Origin of the sequence: Fertoeibacter niger, from assembly GCF_009380135.2 — a bacterium.
Taxonomy (GTDB): Bacteria; Pseudomonadota; Alphaproteobacteria; order Rhodobacterales; family Rhodobacteraceae; genus Fertoeibacter; species Fertoeibacter niger.
In genome coordinates this window covers 86,224-102,586 of the sequence record NZ_WHUT02000014.1, presented here as the reverse complement: position 1 = coordinate 102,586, position 16,363 = coordinate 86,224, and the positions used below count along the sequence as shown (strand labels likewise).

General features: G+C 65.0%; 17 protein-coding genes and 1 pseudogene. 12 read left to right on the top strand and 6 right to left on the bottom strand.

The features are described 5' to 3' along the window. Both GEU84_RS18705 and GEU84_RS18700 read right to left on the bottom strand, forming a co-directional pair. Nucleotides 1-470, bottom strand: a pseudogene (locus GEU84_RS18705) (heparinase); the annotation flags it as partial. 109 nt (nucleotides 471-579) lie between these two features. Continuing rightward, on the bottom strand, nucleotides 580-1,845 hold the full coding sequence (locus GEU84_RS18700; RefSeq protein ID WP_152825325.1) for an RsmB/NOP family class I SAM-dependent RNA methyltransferase: 1,266 nt from the start codon (nucleotides 1,843-1,845) through the stop codon (nucleotides 580-582). A gap of 71 nt (nucleotides 1,846-1,916) precedes the next feature. On the opposite strand from GEU84_RS18700, the gene GEU84_RS18695 reads away from it, so the two are divergent. Beyond that, complete coding sequence (locus GEU84_RS18695; protein ID WP_152825323.1) at nucleotides 1,917-2,096, top strand: DUF1674 domain-containing protein; 180 nt, start codon at nucleotides 1,917-1,919, stop codon at nucleotides 2,094-2,096. Between the two features lie 184 nt (nucleotides 2,097-2,280). On the opposite strand, the gene GEU84_RS18690 is transcribed toward GEU84_RS18695, so the two are convergent. Then, the gene (locus GEU84_RS18690; protein WP_152825321.1) at nucleotides 2,281-2,637 is read right to left on the bottom strand and encodes a dihydrodipicolinate reductase; all 357 of its coding nucleotides are present in this window, start codon (nucleotides 2,635-2,637) and stop codon (nucleotides 2,281-2,283) included. Nucleotides 2,638-2,755: 118 nt separating this feature from the next. After that, nucleotides 2,756-3,571 (bottom strand): 4-hydroxy-tetrahydrodipicolinate reductase, encoded by an 816-nt coding sequence (gene dapB / locus GEU84_RS18685; protein ID WP_152825319.1) that lies wholly within the window; start codon nucleotides 3,569-3,571, stop codon nucleotides 2,756-2,758. A 99-nt stretch (nucleotides 3,572-3,670) separates the two neighbouring features. On the opposite strand from dapB, the gene rbfA reads away from it, so the two are divergent. The 5 genes from rbfA to GEU84_RS18660 all read left to right on the top strand — a co-directional run bounded on the left by rbfA (nucleotide 3,671) and on the right by GEU84_RS18660 (nucleotide 7,440). Next, nucleotides 3,671-4,099 carry a 30S ribosome-binding factor RbfA gene (gene rbfA, locus GEU84_RS18680; protein WP_152825317.1) on the top strand — a complete coding sequence of 143 codons (429 nt, stop codon included), beginning with the start codon at nucleotides 3,671-3,673 and terminating at the stop codon, nucleotides 4,097-4,099. Beyond that, complete coding sequence (locus tag GEU84_RS18675; RefSeq protein ID WP_152825315.1) at nucleotides 4,080-4,826, top strand: phosphodiester glycosidase family protein; 747 nt, start codon at nucleotides 4,080-4,082, stop codon at nucleotides 4,824-4,826. The genes rbfA and GEU84_RS18675 overlap by 20 nt, the downstream gene beginning before the upstream one ends. 51 nt (nucleotides 4,827-4,877) lie before the next feature. Further along, entirely contained in the window at nucleotides 4,878-5,783 is a 906-nt protein-coding gene (gene truB, locus GEU84_RS18670) for a tRNA pseudouridine(55) synthase TruB (RefSeq protein ID WP_152825313.1), read from the top strand. A gap of 182 nt (nucleotides 5,784-5,965) precedes the next feature. Continuing rightward, a complete protein-coding gene (locus GEU84_RS18665; RefSeq protein WP_152825311.1) occupies nucleotides 5,966-6,472 on the top strand; it encodes a DUF1643 domain-containing protein in 507 nt (168 codons plus the stop codon). 77 nt (nucleotides 6,473-6,549) lie between these two features. Next, nucleotides 6,550-7,440, top strand: a complete 891-nt coding sequence (locus GEU84_RS18660; protein ID WP_152825310.1) for an alpha/beta fold hydrolase — start codon at nucleotides 6,550-6,552, stop codon at nucleotides 7,438-7,440. Nucleotides 7,441-7,466: 26 nt separating this feature from the next. On the opposite strand, the gene GEU84_RS18655 is transcribed toward GEU84_RS18660, so the two are convergent. Beyond that, nucleotides 7,467-8,540, bottom strand: coding sequence for a calcium-binding protein (locus GEU84_RS18655; protein ID WP_174539992.1), 1,074 nt, complete (start codon nucleotides 8,538-8,540; stop codon nucleotides 7,467-7,469). 295 nt (nucleotides 8,541-8,835) lie between these two features. On the opposite strand from GEU84_RS18655, the gene rpsO reads away from it, so the two are divergent. The 6 genes from rpsO (at nucleotide 8,836) to GEU84_RS18625 (ending at nucleotide 15,939) form a co-directional block, all read left to right on the top strand. Beyond that, nucleotides 8,836-9,105 carry a 30S ribosomal protein S15 gene (rpsO, locus tag GEU84_RS18650; RefSeq protein ID WP_152825306.1) on the top strand — a complete coding sequence of 90 codons (270 nt, stop codon included), beginning with the start codon at nucleotides 8,836-8,838 and terminating at the stop codon, nucleotides 9,103-9,105. Nucleotides 9,106-9,276: 171 nt separating this feature from the next. After that, nucleotides 9,277-11,415, top strand: a complete 2,139-nt coding sequence (gene pnp, locus GEU84_RS18645) for a polyribonucleotide nucleotidyltransferase (RefSeq protein WP_152825304.1) — start codon at nucleotides 9,277-9,279, stop codon at nucleotides 11,413-11,415. Between the two features lie 83 nt (nucleotides 11,416-11,498). After that, on the top strand, nucleotides 11,499-12,731 hold the full coding sequence (locus tag GEU84_RS18640) for an AAA family ATPase (RefSeq protein ID WP_152825302.1): 1,233 nt from the start codon (nucleotides 11,499-11,501) through the stop codon (nucleotides 12,729-12,731). Nucleotides 12,732-12,897: 166 nt separating this feature from the next. Then, nucleotides 12,898-14,343, top strand: a complete 1,446-nt coding sequence (locus tag GEU84_RS18635; protein ID WP_338144835.1) for a D-amino acid dehydrogenase — start codon at nucleotides 12,898-12,900, stop codon at nucleotides 14,341-14,343. Between the two features lie 124 nt (nucleotides 14,344-14,467). Continuing rightward, nucleotides 14,468-15,664, top strand: a complete 1,197-nt coding sequence (locus GEU84_RS18630; protein WP_152825299.1) for a GTP-binding protein — start codon at nucleotides 14,468-14,470, stop codon at nucleotides 15,662-15,664. Further along, on the top strand, nucleotides 15,661-15,939 hold the full coding sequence (locus GEU84_RS18625) for a DUF6525 family protein (RefSeq protein WP_152825297.1): 279 nt from the start codon (nucleotides 15,661-15,663) through the stop codon (nucleotides 15,937-15,939). The genes GEU84_RS18630 and GEU84_RS18625 overlap by 4 nt, the downstream gene beginning before the upstream one ends. Here GEU84_RS18625 and GEU84_RS18620 read toward each other — a convergent pair. Further along, entirely contained in the window at nucleotides 15,915-16,268 is a 354-nt protein-coding gene (locus GEU84_RS18620) for a hypothetical protein (protein WP_152825296.1), read from the bottom strand. The genes GEU84_RS18625 and GEU84_RS18620 overlap by 25 nt on opposite strands. Between the last annotated feature and the right edge of the window lie 95 nt (nucleotides 16,269-16,363).

The window sequence follows — 16,363 nt, the reverse complement described above, 5'->3', positions numbered from 1 at the left end:
CGGGCCAGCGCGCGCAAGAAAACCTCTTCCGCCGCCGCATCCTTGGCCGTCAGCAGCAGCGTGGCGTGGTTGATCCAGCGGATCACCCGCCGCCCGGCCAGATCGGGCGTCCAGCCCGGCCCCCGGCCCGCGCCATAGCGCGCGATCCAGTCCCAGGTCCAGGTCTGCGCGCAGATCCGCGCCGCCGAATCGCCCAGCGCCGCCAGATCATCCAGCCAGGCAAAGCCCTGCGCCTCGACGCCAAAGGCGCTGCCCGGCGGGGCCACCGCCCATAGCGTTTCACCCCGGGTCTCGATCATCTGGCCTGCCAGCAGCACATGCCCGGCCACAAGCTGCTTGCCGCGTGCAAAAAGCCCGATGGTGCGCGGCTCGGGAGGTCGGTCAAACGCGGTCATCGGGCGCGCAATGCCCGCGCGCCGCGCCTCCCACCGGTTCAGCAGCCGGGTTTTCCGCGCTGCAAACCCTGTCATCTGGGTTACGCCTGCCATGCCTTACCCGCCCTGCCCGATCCTCGCCCGGTTCCGGGTCGCTGCGGCAAAACCATAGCGCCCGTGGGGCAGACTGTCACCCAAAACCGGGCTACAGGGGCTTTTGCAGGCAAACCATGAAAAATCCGTCCATCCCGCCCCGGTCAGCCCAGTAATCGGGCCGCAGCCGCAACCCGCCGCCCGCGCCCGCCCATTCCGGCGGCACAAAGGGCAGCGCCACAGGCTGCACCACAAGGCCGGGATGCCTGGCCAGAGCGGCCGCAAGCTGCGCCTCGCCCTCCTCCGGCAGCAGGGAACAGGTGCAGTAAACCAGTCGCCCGCCCGGGCGCAGCAGCACCAGCGCCCGGTCGATCATCTGCGCCTGCAAAGCCACAAGGTCAGGCAATTCGCTGCCGTCCTTCACAAAGGGCAGATCGGGGTGGCGGCGAATCGTGCCGGTGGCCGAACAGGGCGCATCCAGCAGCACCGCATCAAACAGCGCATCCGGCTGCCAGTGCAGCACATCGGCGGCGATGACCGTCGCTGAAAGCCGGGTCCGCGCCAGATTCTCGCGCAGCCGCGCCAGACGCGGCTCGGATATGTCCACCGCTGTGACCACCGCCCCCGCCGCCGCCAGTTGCAGCGTCTTGCCACCCGGCGCGGCACAAAGATCGGCCACCGCCTCGCCCGCCTGCGGTGCCAGCAGCCGCACCGCCAGCGCCGCCGCCGCATCCTGCACCCACCACGCGCCCGCATCATAGCCCGGCAGTTGCGACACCTGCGCATGGCCCGACAACCGCAGGCTGCCGCTGGGCAGCAGCTCCGCCCCTTCAATCTCCACCGCGTCTTTCACCGTCAGATCCAGCGGCGCGGGGCGGGCCTGCACCGCCTCGATCGCGCTGACCACATCGCGCCCGTATTGCCCGACCAGCGGCTTGCGCAGCCACAAGGGCAGGCGCTGCGGCGGCAGGGCGGCAAAGGGCGCGGGCAGATCGACCACCTTGCGCAGCACGGCATTCACCAGCCCGGTCAGATGCCCGGTGCGGTTGCCGTGCCGCGCCAGATCAACCGCCGCATTCACCACGCCATGCGCGGCGGCACCGTCCACCACACGCTCCACCAGCGCCAGCCGCAGGATGTTGCGCACCGTCAGCGGCGGTTTCTTGCGCAGATGCGGGTCAAGCAGCCGGTCCGCCTGTTCGACATGGCGCAGCACCGCCAGGGCCAGCCGCTGCGCCCGGGCGCGTTCCTGCGGCGGAAGGGCCACCAGCGGGCCGTGACTTGCCGTCAGCAGTTGCGCCAGCAGCGCGCCCTCGCCCAGCACGGCATCCAGCAGCGCCACCGCCGCCGCCCGGGCCGACATCACTTCACCCGCCATTGCCGCACCGCCTTGTCCATGATCCCGCGCGGCGTATATCATGACCCGCACCGGCACAAGGAAACCCTGCCATGACGGACCAGACCCAAGCCCCGCTGCCCGCCGCCGCCCTGCGCGCACTGGCCGAGGCCGAGGAACGCCGCAAACAGGCGCAAGAACCGGCCATGCCCAAGGAACTTGGCGGGCGCAACGGCCCCGAGCCCGTGCGCTACGGCGACTGGGAAAAAAAGGGCATCGCCATCGACTTCTGATGCCGGGGCCACGCAGACGTGCAAGGCACCCGGCCTGCGCCGCCTTTTTCTGTCCCTAAATATCCCACGGGGGGGCCGGGGGGCGTGAAGCCCCCCGGCCTTTGCCCGGATCGCCGCAAAGGCAGTCCCGCCGCGCCCCACAATGCGGCACGGCAAGCCACCCCCGGCAAGCGACCAGACCGGCCTACTTCAGCCGCAGGTCGGCATAGTCGCCCTCGCCCTCGTCAGAGATGAACCGCACTGTGGCGCCATCGGTCTGAACCACCTGGCAATTCGGCCCCAGATCCTGCTTGCCGAAGTAAAGATCACGGCAGAACAGGCCCGCGTTCCAGCGCCATGCGCCGGTCACGGGCTTGCCGAAGGCGCTGCCCGTGATGGCACCGTCGGGCGTGACCTCCAGCGTGATGCCCATGCGGGTCAGCGCCTTGCCGCCCACCAGACCCACGAAATCCGACTTGTCCTGCACCCGCGCCAGCCCCTCGGCGGCGACCGGGGCCGCAAGCCCTGCGCAAATAGCTACAACAACAGCCGTTCTGATCATGGCGCACCCGCTTTGGTTCCGGCACTGACGACGCAGCGCGCATTCGAGTGGTTTTTACGCAAGACAAGCATCACTGGATGAAGGCGGGGTTAAAATATCCCGCCAGATCACGCCGAGTTTACTCCGAAAGCCCCAGCACATCCAGCATGTCGTATTCGCCGGGCTTCTGCCCCTGCCCCCACAAAGCCGCCCGGAGCGCGCCGCGCGCAAACACGCTGCGGTCGGTGGCAATGTGGCGCAGCACGACCCGCTCGCCATCCGCGGCAAAGATCACGTCATGCTCGCCCACGATGTCACCGCCCCGGATGCTGGAAAAGCCGATGTCGCCCAGCCGCCGCACCCCGGTGATGCCGTCGCGCCCCGCATCGCGCACCGCCGCCAGATCGACACCGCGCCCGTCCGCCGCCGCCTGCCCCAGCATCAGCGCGGTGCCCGAGGGCGCATCCACCTTTCTGCGGTGATGCGCCTCCACCACCTCGACATCCCAGTCGGCATCCAGCGCCTGCGCCACCTTTTTCGTCATCTGCACCAGCAGGTTGACCCCCAGGCTCATGTTGCCCGCCCGCACGATCACCGCATGATGCGCGGCCCATGCGATCTTGTGCAGATGCTCGGCCTCCAGCCCCGTGGTGCCGATCACATGCACCGCGCGGGCCTGCGCCGCCAGTGCGGCAAATTCCACCGTCGCGGCGGGTGCGGTGAAATCAAGCACCGCCTGCGCCCGGGCAAAAGCCTCCAGCGGGTCATCGGTTGCCACAACCCCCACGGCCGCCCCGCCCATCGCCTCGCCCACGTCACGGCCGACCCAGGCATGGCCCGCCCGTTCGACGCAGCCCACCAGCCGCGCCCGGTCTGATGCCAGAACGGTGCGGATCAGCATCTGCCCCATGCGCCCCGAGGCCCCGGTGATCACGATACCCGGCAGATCAGTCATCACGCACCCTTTCGCTGTTTCCGCCGCTTTAGCCGGTTCCCGCGCGCGGCGCAAAGCCCGCCGTTGCACCGGCCCCGCAAACACCCTACATGGCTGCGCATGGCACAAAACCGCACCACCCCCGGCCCCGGCACCACGCAGCGCCAGCTTCGCGTCGGCGAACTGATCCGTCGCACGCTGTCTGACCTGCTGATCCGGGGCGAGATTCACGACCCCGACCTGAACCGCTTTTCGATCACCGTGGGCGAGGTGCGGCTGTCGAACGATCTGAAGATCGCCACCGTGCATGTGATGCCGCTGGGCGGCAAGGATGTCGATCTGGCCATCGCCGCCCTCAGCCGCAACAAATACGAATTGCGCCGCGCCGTGTCGAAATCGCTGACGCTGAAATACGCCCCCGACCTGCGCTTTCGCCCCGATGACACATTCGACCGGCTGGACGAAACCCGCCGGCTGTTCGCCGATGAGACCGTGCAGCGCGACCTGAAGGCCGGGCAGGATGATGACGATGCGGCGGCTGACAGCTAAGCTGCTGCGCGCGCTGCTGTTGTGTCTGCTGCCTGCCGCTGCCGCCGCGCAATCGCCCTGCCGCGACATGGCGTTTGAGGGCGCGTCCTACACGATCTGCACCGTTCAGGCGGGCGATGACCTGCGCCTGTTCCAGACCGCCCCCGACGGCAGCCCCTATGGCACGTTCGACCGGGTGAATGACGCGCTGGCCGCCAGTGGCCAGACGCTCGGCTTTGCGATGAACGCGGGCATGTATCACCCCGACCGCGCCCCGGTGGGGCTGATGGTCGAAAACGGCCAAAGCCGCGCGGGGCTGGTCACGGCAGCAGGCCCGGGGAATTTCGGCCTGCTGCCCAACGGGGTGTTCTGCATCGCCACCCGCTTCAGCGTGACCGAGTCGCGCCGCTTTGCCAGCGATGCGCCTGCCTGCCGCTTCGCCACGCAGTCCGGCCCCATGCTTGTCATCGACGGAGCCCTGCACCCGCGCTTTCTGCCCGACTCGGATTCGCGCCATATCCGCAACGGCGTGGGCGTGGGCGCCGGGGGCAATATCGCCATGTTTGCCATCTCCAACACCCGCGTCAGCTTTCACCAGTTCGCCCGGCTGTTCCGTGACGGGCTGGGCCTGCCCGATGCGCTGTATCTCGACGGCAGCATTTCGCGGCTCTACGCCCCGGCGATGAAGCGCTTTGACCGGGGCTATCCGATGGGGCCGATAGTGGGGCTTGTCACCCCCGCCGGTTGACGGCCCGCCCGTGCTTCGCTAGCAGACGCTCTTTCGCTGCAAGGGTGCATCATGGGACGCAAACGCAAGGGCCGCGCGGTATCGGGCTGGCTGGTGGTCGACAAACCCGCCGGCATCACCTCGACCTCGGTGGTCAACAAGGTCCGCTGGGCCTTTGACGCGGCCAAGGCCGGGCATGCGGGCACGCTGGACCCTGCCGCCACCGGCGTTCTGGCCGTGGCCCTGGGCGAGGCGACCAAGACCGTGCCCTACATCACCGACGCGCTGAAATGCTACCGCTTCGTCGTCACCTTCGGCGCGGCCACCACCACCGACGATGCCGAAGGCACGGTCATCGCCACCTCCGACGCCCGACCCACGGATGACGCGATCACCGCCGCCCTCACCGCCTTCCGGGGCGAGATCATGCAGACCCCGCCGCAGTTTTCCGCCGTCAAGGTCGATGGCGAACGCGCCTATGACCTGGCGCGCGAGGGTGAGGATTTCGAACTCGCCGCCCGCCCACTGTGGGTCGAAAGCCTGGAACTGACCGCCCGCCCCGATGCCGACCATGCGGAGCTGGAGATGGTCTGCGGCAAGGGCGGCTATGTGCGCTCCATCGCCCGCGACCTCGGGGCCGCACTGGGCTGCCTCGGCCATGTGCAATGGCTGCGCCGCACATGGTCAGGGCCTTTTGACGCCGCACAGGGCATATCCCTGGAAACGCTGGACGCATTGGCGAAAACCGAGACGCTGGATGCCTATCTGCACCCGCTGGAAAAGGGTCTGGCCGACCTGCCCGAACTGCCTTGCACCCCCGAAGGCGCGGCCCGCCTGAAGAACGGCAACCCCGGCATGGTCATCGCCTCCACCGCCGAGTATGGCGACGAGGCCTGGGCCAGCTATCAGGGCCGCGCCGTGGCTGTAGGCATCTACAAGGCGGGCGAGTTGCACCCCTCCCGCGTGTTCAATGACTGACAGCGCCCCTCGTGATGGCAGAGGCCTGCGGCGCGGATATTTTTGCCAGTAAGAATGGGCTTTTCGGCTCGCCCCCCAGAAAAGGGGTGCATGACCCCATACCATGCAGAACGCCCTGTCGATTTCTTGCTGGCCCAAATATCCTCGCCGAAGGCCAGCAACGCCAACAACCCGAGACACAGATGATCACCCGCAGCCACACCAAGGGCGACGCCCCCTCCACCGCCGTCTATTCCGATTGCGAGCGGTATCGCTACTTGCTGACGCGGGTGTGGGACGCCGCGGGGCCAAAGGCGCTGTTCGTGATGCTGAACCCCTCGACCGCCACCGAATACCAGAACGACCCCACGGTGGAACGCTGCGAGCGGCGGGCGCGGGCGCTGGGGTTCGGGGGCTTCCGCGTGACCAACATCTTTGCCTGGCGCGACACCGACCCGAAAAAGATGCGCGCCGCAGCCGATCCGGTGGGTGCGGACAATGACGCGGCGATTGCCGATAGCGCACTCTGGGCCGACCGGATCATCTGCGCCTGGGGCAGCCATGGGGCACATCTGGGGCGGGGTGCCGCCGTCGCGGCGCTGCTGCGCGCCACCGGGCGGCCGCTGCACCATCTGGGGCTGAACCGGGATGGCCAGCCGAAACACCCGCTGTATATCGGCTATGATCGGCAGCCCGAACGCTGGATCTGAACGCTTTCCCACTGCGCGGCCTTGCCTGCGCAGCGCGCCCCGGTCCATCCTCGGGCCATCGCAACGAAGGCGCTCGCATGACCACGATCCCCGGCTTTACCCGCCACCGCATCGCCACCAACGACATCCACCTGTCGGTGCAGGAGGCGGGCCTTGGCCCACCGCTGATCCTTCTGCATGGCTATCCGCAGAACGGCCTGTGCTGGAGCCGCGTCGCGCCCGAATTCGCCCGGCATTTCCGCGTGCTGATCCCCGATCTGCGCGGCTATGGCCACAGCGACGCGCCGCCCGACGATGCAGGCCATACCGCCTATTCGAAACGGGAAATGGCGCGCGACATCATCGGGCTGCTGGACGCCCGGGGCATCGGCACCTCCATGGTCCTGGGCCATGACCGGGGCGCGCGCGTGACCTACCGGCTGGCGCTGGATCATCCCGCCCGCGTCAGCCGCATCGGCATCATCGAGATTGCCCCCACCGCCGACTACTGGGCCGCCTGGAATGCCGAAATGGCCATGGCCGCCTATCACTGGACCTTTCTGGCGCAGCCCGCGCCGCTGCCCGAACGCATGATCAACGCAGATCCGGTGGCCTATCTGGACTGGACGCTGCAAGGCTGGACACTGGCGAAATCGCTGGATGCCTTTCCGCCCGAGGCGCTTGCAGCCTATCGCGCGCAGGCCCGCGACCCCGCCCGCATCGCCGCCATGTGCGCCGACTACCGCGCCGGGGCCACGACCGACCGCCGCCATGATCAGGCCGATCTGGCCGCAGGCCACCGCATCGCCGCCCCGCTGCGCTTTCTCTGGGGCCGCCACGGCTTTCCCGCCCGCACCGGCGACCCGGCCGGCATCTGGCGCAAATGGGCCAGCGATGTCACCGATGCCGCCTGCGAAAGCGGCCATTTCGTGATGGAGGAAAACCCGGCTGCGGTGCTGGATACATTCGTGCCGTTCTTCCAAGGCTGATGCGTGGCCGGGCCGCCTGATGCGCCTCAGGCCGCCGCCAGCCGGATCAGCCCCGGCGTCAGCCCCGCGCCGCCCTGCACCAACGCCAGCGGCAACCCGTCCAGCAGTACTGTCACGTCATCCGACCCCGGCTCACTCAGCAGCGTGACCACGGGGTTGGGGTGGGCCGCAGCATCATAAAGCACCAGAATCTCATCCTGCGCCGCGTCGAAATCGTCGATCCGCGCCACATCGCCCGAAGTGTCGCCCAGCGTGAACACATCAGCCCCGCCGCCACCCGACGCAATGTCGCCCGCGCCCAGCACAAGCCAGTCGTCACCCGCGCCGCCATTCAGATAATCCACCGCCGCTTGACCGTCAGGGTCCAGCCCCGACAGCGTGTCATCGCCGTCATTGCCATCCAGCGTGTCAGTCCCCGCGCCGCCTGTCAGCAGGTCATCGCCAAAGCCCCCCGCCAGCCAGTCATCACCGGCATCGCCGCGCAGGCTGTCATCGCCGGAGCCGCCCAGCAGCGAATCATCCCCGCCACCGCCCGCCAGATCGTCCCGCCCGGCATGCCCCGCAAGCTGGTCATCGCCCAGGTTGCCGCGCAGCCGGTCATCGCCCGCATTGCCATCCAGCACATCGTCGCCGCTGCCGCCGCGCAGTGTGTCTTGCCCCGCGCCGCCATGGGCATGGTCCTGCCCCGCGCCGCCGATGATGCGGTCATCGCCGCCCTGCCCGGCCAGCAGATCGTTGCCCACACCGCCGCGCAGCGTGTCCTGCCCGCCGCCAGCGGTCAGCACATCGTCGCCCTCGGTGCCATTCATGCGCCTGTCAGGGTCAGGCCTGTCGGGCAGGTCATCCGACCGGGGCTGACCGTCAAAACCCGAAGCCTGACTGGTATCAACGGCTTGCACAGGCGCATGCGGCGTGGTTCCGGCGCTGTCGGCCCCGGCATCAGTCAGGTCGCCCGCCGGGGGGGCGTCTTCGGTTTCGGTCTCCGGGGCATCGGTTTCGGTGCTGTCGTCAGCCTCTGCACCCTTGCCAGCGCGCACCAGCACCGCATCGGCCGCGACACCGGCAAACAAGGCCCCCAGCAATCCCAACATGCCCAGCATCGCAACCCCTTCCCCGCGCAACCGGCGCATACCACTGCGCCGTTAACCATGAAACGGCCTAAGCCTTTGCCTTCAAACAAGATTATTCACAACATCATGGCAGAAAAACGGCACGAGCGCCAGCCCCGCCTGTGGGCCGCCACCATCCGGCCGCCCGGGCATGCGGCGGAATTGGCGCTTTTCTTTTCGGGCGGTTTCTCCTATACGCGCGCATCCGGTAGACCTGCCGGATGCTCAAGGGCCCTGCTGGACGACATCCCGGCTTGTGCCGTCACACCCAACCATGGAGATCCCGATGTCGATCACCGTCGAAGAAAAAGCCCGCCTGATTTCGGAATACGCGACCAAGGAAAACGACACCGGCTCGCCCGAAGTGCAGGTGGCTATCCTGTCCTCGCGCATCGCCACGCTGACCGAGCATTTCAAAAGCCACAAGAAGGACAACCACTCGCGCCGTGGCCTTCTGATGATGGTGGCCCAGCGCCGCAAGCTGCTGGACTACCTCAAGGGCAAGGACGACGCCCGCTATGCCGCGCTGATCGCGCGTCTGGGCCTGCGCCGCTAATCTGACAGGACGCGCCCCCTCGGGCGCGTCTTTCCTTTCGGGCCGCAGGATGCGGCATGTTCCCCCAGCGGGCTTCATGGGGCGGGCAGACGGCAACAGCGAAGCCACGGGCATGCGGCCCGTACGAAACCCGGGTTGGCGGAGGGTCCGTCAGCCAAGCTAGGAAAAGCAATGTTCAACGTTACGAAAAAATCGATCGAATGGGGCGGCGAGACGCTGACCCTGGAGACGGGCAAGGTTGCCCGTCAGGCCGACGGTTCGGTCATCGCCACTCTGGGCGAGACCTCTGTGATGGCCAACGTCACCTTCGCCAAATCGGCGAAAGCCGGGCAGGATTTCTTCCCGCTCACCGTGCATTATCAGGAACGCTACTATGCTGCCGGCAAGGTGCCCGGCGGCTTTTTCAAGCGTGAAGCCCGCCCGTCCGAAAAAGAAACCCTGACCTCGCGCCTGATCGACCGTCCGATCCGCCCGCTGTTCGTCGATGGTTTCCGCAACGAAGTGCTGCTGATCGTCACTGTGCTGTCGCATGATCTGGTGAACGAGCCCGACATTCTGGCCATGATCGCCGCATCCGCCGCGCTGACCATTTCCGGCGTGCCCTTCATGGGCCCCATCGGTGCGGCCCGCGTCGGCTTTGTGAACGGCGAATATGTGCTGAACCCCGATGTCGATGACATGCAGAAACTGCGCTCGAACCCCGACCAGCGGCTTGATCTGGTCATCGCCGGCACCAAAGACGCCGTGATGATGGTGGAATCCGAGGCTTACGAGCTGTCCGAGGCCGAAATGCTGGGCGCCGTGAAATTCGGCCATGCCGCGATGCAGCCGGTGATCGACCTGATCATCGACTTTGCCGAAGACGCCGCGAAAGAGCCCTTCGATTTCCAGGCTCCCGATTATTCGGCGCTTTATGCCAATGTGAAGGCCGCGGGCGAAACCGCCATGCGCGCCGCCTTCGCCATCCGCGACAAGCAGGAACGCACCAACGCCATCGACGCCGCTGCGGATGTCATCAAGGCCGCCCTGTCGGACGAAGACCGCGCCGATGCCAACCTTGGCGACGCGATCAAGAAGCTGGAAGCATCGGTGCTGCGCGGCGACATCATCAACGGCGGTGCGCGCATCGACGGGCGTGATACCAAGACCGTCCGTCCCATCGTCTGCGAAACCGGCATCCTGCCGCGCACCCATGGCTCGGCCCTGTTCACCCGTGGCGAAACGCAAGGTCTGGTCGTGACCACGCTGGGCACCGGCGAGGATGAGCAGATCATCGACGCCCTGCACGGCAACAGCCGGTCGAACTTCCTGCTGCACTACAACTTCCCGCCCTATTCAGTGGGTGAAGTTGGCCGTTTCGGCCCGCCCGGCCGCCGCGAAATCGGCCATGGCAAACTGGCATGGCGCGCGTTGCAGGCGGTTCTGCCCGCTGGCACCGATTTCCCCTACACGATCCGTGTGGTGTCGGAAATCACCGAGAGCAACGGTTCCTCCTCGATGGCATCGGTCTGCGGCGGTTCGCTGTCGATGATGGATGCCGGTGTGCCGCTGAAAGCGCCGGTCGCCGGTGTGGCCATGGGCCTGATCCTGGAAGATGACGGCCGTTTCGCCGTGCTGACCGACATTCTGGGCGACGAGGATCACCTCGGCGACATGGATTTCAAGGTGGCAGGCACCGCTGCGGGCATCACCAGCCTGCAGATGGACATCAAGATTGCGGGCATCACGCCCGAAATCATGGAACAGGCGCTGGAACAGGCCAAGGATGGCCGCATGCACATCCTGGGCGAGATGGCCAAGGCGCTGACCTCGGCGCAGGCCTTCAGCGAATACGCCCCCAAGATCGAAACGCTGACCATCCCCACCGACAAGATCCGTGAAGTGATCGGCTCGGGCGGCAAGGTCATCCGCGAGATCGTGGAACTGTCGGGCGCGAAAGTGGACATCAACGACGACGGCATGATCAAGATCGCGTCCTCCTCGGCGGAAGCGATCAAGAAGGCCTATGACATGATCTGGTCGATCGTGGCAGAACCCGAAGAAGGCCAGGTTTACACCGGCAAGGTGGTGAAACTGGTCGATTTCGGCGCTTTCGTGAACTTCTTCGGCAAGCGTGACGGTCTGGTGCATGTGTCGCAGATCGCCAACAAGCGCCTGACCCACCCGAACGAGATCCTGAAAGAAGGCCAGGAAGTGAAGGTGAAACTTCTGGGCTTCGACGACCGCGGCAAGGTGCGCCTTGGCATGAAGATGGTCGATCAGGAAACCGGGCTGGAAATCAGCGAAAAGAAAGAAGAAGCCGAAGCCTGAGGGCTACAACGGTTGTAACGAAAGGCCCCGGTGGAAACACCGGGGCCTTTCTGTTATCATTGATTTGATACCGGGAGACAGAGATGAAGTTCAACCCTTTTGTGCCCAATGGAATAGCTTACACCGGGATGTTCACCGGTCGCTACGATGAAATTCTGACTATCGAGCAAGCTCTGTTCCAGACCAGAAATGGCAACCCGCAGCATTTGCTACTGACAGGGGAGAGAGGTATTGGTAAATCTTCTCTGCTATTTTATGCTGACTTAGTGGCTCGGGGTGAGATTGAGAGCGATGGCGTAAAGTTCAACTTTCTGACTGTTTCGACTGATCTGGCTGGTATCTCCAGTCAAGCTGGCCTAATTAAGCAAGTTGCACGAGAGCTTCGGTCAAAGCTACGTCAGCATAAAAGCCTTCAAGAAAAGGCGAAAAAAGTTTGGGACTTTCTCTCAAGCTGGGAAGTTCTTGGCGTTAAGTATAATGGTCGCGAAGATGAACTGGACTCCGATGAACTACTTGACGATCTGGTAAGCATCACAGATCAGCTCATTGAAAGTAAAGAGTTTGACGGTGTTGCATTCCTGCTCGACGAGGCGGACAGTGCGCCTTCTTCAGCCAATCTGGGTGAGTTCGTAAAGGTGTTTACTGAGAGGTTGGCGAAACGTGGTCAATCCAAGCTACTGCTTGTCTTGGCAGGACAATCGCTGATCGTGAATCGGCTTCGTGAAAGTCATGAATCCTCGCTGAGGGTATTTCAAATAGTTCAAATGCACCCGCTAGAGCAGGCAGAGCGGGAACTGGTAGTCAAGCGTGGTTTGGAAATTGCAAATGAGAAAAATGAATCCCAAACCGACATATCTTCTGATGCGCTTGAGCTTATCGCCTCCCTTTCTGAAGGTTATCCCCACTTTGTTCAACAGTTCTCTTTTTCTGCTTTTCAATCTGACAGAGACAACTTAATTGACCATGATGATGTTTCATCGGGTGCCTTCAATGAGAACGGTGCGATTTCTCAACTTGGCGCAAAGTATTTCAGCAAGATGTATTATTCGAAGATTTTGTCCTCGGAATATAGAAAGGTGTTGGATTATATGGCTAATCATGGCGATCAGTGGGTTTCCAGGAAGGACATCGTTAGTAACTGTGGAGTATCCGCAACAAATATTGATAACGCGCTGATGGCATTGAAAAGTCGCGAGATCATTCTGTCTGACGACGCAAGGCGTGGCTTCTATCGACTGCCCACACGCTCTTTTGCGACGTGGATCTTGGCGATTGGAAGAGCCGACCGCGAAGATCTCTTCGGCGAGGGAGGATAGCCAACTGGCCTTCAGTAGCCTTCAGTGGCCTTCAGTAAGCTTCAGTAGGCATCAGTGACCTTCCTTAGCGTTCAGTCTAGTTCGCACCACGTCATCATCTAGAATCAGCAAACGGTCAAAACCGCTCAGATGCTGAGCATTTCACAAACCGCCTTATCTTCGCGCGATTCACCCCATAGCCGCAGCTTCTTCGGCCTTATCGTGCAATCACCGCAGAACCTCCGCCAAACACCCGAATCTACCGTCCATTTCCCCAAGAAATCCCGCCCGGAATCCGTATCCTGCCGCACAGCAGCAAACGGAGGCCCCCATGCGTGTCGTGATTCTCGGTGCAGGCGTCATTGGCGTCACCTCGGCCTGGTATCTGGCGCAGGCGGGGCATGAGGTGACGGTGATCGACCGCCAGCAGGCCCCCGCGCTGGAAACCTCTTTCGCCAACGCGGGCGAGATCAGCCCCGGCTATGCCTCGCCCTGGGCCGCGCCGGGCATTCCGCAAAAGGCGGTGAAATGGCTGTTCATGCACCATGCGCCGCTGATCATCAAAGCCCGCCCCGATCTGGCCAAGATCGAATGGGTGGCGCGGATGCTGACCAACTGCACCTCGGCAGCCTATGCCATCAACAAAAGCCGCATGGTGCGGCTGGCCGAATATTCGCGCGACTGCCTGATCGCGCTGCGGCGCGACACCGGCATTTCCTATGACGAACGCATGCAGGGCACGCTGCAACTGTTCCGCACGCAAAAGCAGGTCGATGCCGCCTATAAAGACATCAAGGTGCTGAAGGCCGATGGCGTGCCGTTCGAGGTGCTGGACCCCGCGCAATGCGTGGCCGCCGAACCGGGTCTGGCGACATCGCTGCACAAGATCGCGGGCGGGCTGCGCCTGCCGGGGGATGAAACCGGCGATTGCTTCAAATTCACCAACACCTTGGCCGACATGGCAAAAGCGGCGGGTGTGACCTTCCGTTTCGGCGTCGCCATCAACCGGCTGGAAAAACAGGCCGACCGCATCACCGCCGTCCACACCTCGGAAGGGCGCATCACGGCCGATGCCTTTGTGGTGGCTCTGGGTGCCTATTCCCCGATGATGGTGCGCGAGTTCGGCATGCGCCTGCCGGTCTATCCGGTGAAGGGCTATTCCATCACCGTGCCGATCATCGACGCATCCCGCGCACCCGAATCCACCGTGATGGACGAAACCTTCAAGATCGCCATCACCCGGCTGGGCGACCGCATCCGCGTGGGCGGCATGGCCGAGATCTCCGGCTTCAACAACACCTTGCACGAACGCCGCCGTGCCACGCTACAACACTCGGTCGAGGATCTGTTCGGCGGCGCGGGCGACCAGTCGCGCGCAACGTTCTGGAGCGGGCTGCGCCCGATGACCCCCGACGGAACCCCGATCATCGGGCGCTCCACCGTGGCGAACCTGTATCTGAACACCGGCCATGGCACGCTGGGCTGGACGATGGCCGCAGGCTCGGGCCGCGCGCTGGCCGACATCATCTCGGGCCGCGCACCCCAGATTGAAACCGCCGATCTGGCCTATGCCCGCTACCAGCGCGGGGGGTTGCGCTCCTCGCGACCCGCGCTGGCTCCGGCAGCCGCCTGATTTCGCCACCAGAACTGCCAACAAGGCGCGCGGTTCTGTCCGGCCGCGCGCCTTGCCCACAACAACCCTTGCAGCCCTCATCGCGCGCCGATATAGTTATAGTATAACATATCAAGAGGCCGCCATGACCCCCCGCCTTCCCGTCACCGTGCTGTCCGGCTTTCTCGGCGCGGGCAAGACCACGCTGCTGAACCACATCCTCAACAACCGTCAGGGCCGCCGCGTCGCCGTCATTGTCAACGACATGTCCGAGGTGAACATCGACGCCGACCTGATCCGCGAAGGCAGCAGCCTGTCGCGCAGCGATGAAACGCTGGTCGAGATGTCAAACGGCTGCATCTGCTGCACCCTGCGCGATGACCTTCTGGCCGAGGTGCGCCGTCTGGCCACCGAGGGCCGGTTTGACTATCTGCTGATCGAATCCACCGGCGTCAGCGAACCTTTGCCCGTCGCCACCACCTTCGATTTCCGCGATGCGGATGGCGACAGCCTGTCGGACGTGGCCCGGCTGGATACGATGGTCACGGTGGTCGATGCCATCAACCTGCTGCGCGACTTTTCCAGCCATGATTTCCTGTCCGACCGCGATCAGGCGCCCGAGGGCGACACCCGCAGCCTTGTCACCCTGCTGACCGAACAAATTGAATTCGCCAATGTCGTGGTGCTGAACAAGGTGCGCGATGCCGGGCCGGAACGCGCCGATGCCGCCCGCAAGATCATCCGCGCGCTGAACCCCGACGCGCGGCTGATCGAGGCGGATCATTCCCGCATCGACGCAGACGCCATATTCGACACCGGCCTGTTCGACTTTGACCGCGCGCAGGAACACCCGCTTTGGGCCAAAGAGCTTTACGGTTTCGCCCACCACACCCCGGAAACCGAGGAATATGGCATCACCAGCTTTGTCTACCGCGCGCGGATGCCGTTCCACCCGGCCAAAATCCATGCCCTGCTGAACGGTGATCTGCCCGGCGTCATCCGCGCCAAGGGGCATTTCTGGCTGGCGACCCGCCCCAACTGGGTGGCCGAGTTTTCGCTGGCCGGTGCGGTATCCTCTGTCACGCCGCTGGGCGGCTGGTGGGCCTCGGTGCCGCGCGAACGCTGGCCCACCCACCCCGATGCGCTGGCCGAGGTGGCGGGCAAATGGGCCGAACCCTGGGGCGACCGGCGGCAGGAACTGGTGTTCATCGGCACCGGCATGGATGAACCCGCGCTGCGCGCCGCGCTGGACGCGGCACTTGTCCCGGCCCTTGGCTTCACCCCCGCGCTGTGGTCCAGCCTGCCCGACCCGTTTCCCTCATGGCGGCGCGCGGCGGCATGAGCAACCTTGCCTCACCCCGCGCGCGCTGGCGCAACACCCGCCCCATGACGGCGCATGACCGCCTGCCCCCCGCGCTGCGCCAATGGGTGGCCGGGGCCGCCCTGCCGTGGAGCGCGCAATCCGTGCTGGCCATCTGGCAGCGGGCCCTGCGCGACACCGGCTGCCCAGACGCCGCCCGCGCCCGGCTTGACGCCGCCGAGGCGCGGATGCTGGCGCGTGAGGCGCCGCAGGTCTGGGGCCCCGCCTATCCCTACCGCGGCACCAGCACCTCATAGCCCGCGCCCGGCTGGCCCGCGATGGTCCATGACCCGTCCAGCACGCCATCGGGCAGCACGCGGTAGATCACCAGCCCCACCTTGCCGCCCAGTTCATAGCCCGCCACGAACACATTCTCACCCACCATGCAGATCCCGCTGGAGGTGGTGGTGCCCGTGGTCCAGAAAATCTCGCAGTTTTCGGCCGTCAGGGCGATTTCCGCCGTGCCGGCATAGGGGCTGCCATTCATGTTGGCCCCCTCGACCGTATAGCTGCCGCCGATCATCTGTGCCGAAGCGGCGCTTGCGGTGATCAGCACGGCGGCAAAGCAGGCCAGACATATGCGCATGTGGTCCTCCCGGGGTTGCACCACATCTATACCAGCCGCGGCGGCAATCGGAATGAAATCCACCGCCAGACAAAAACGGCCCCGCAACCGGGGGC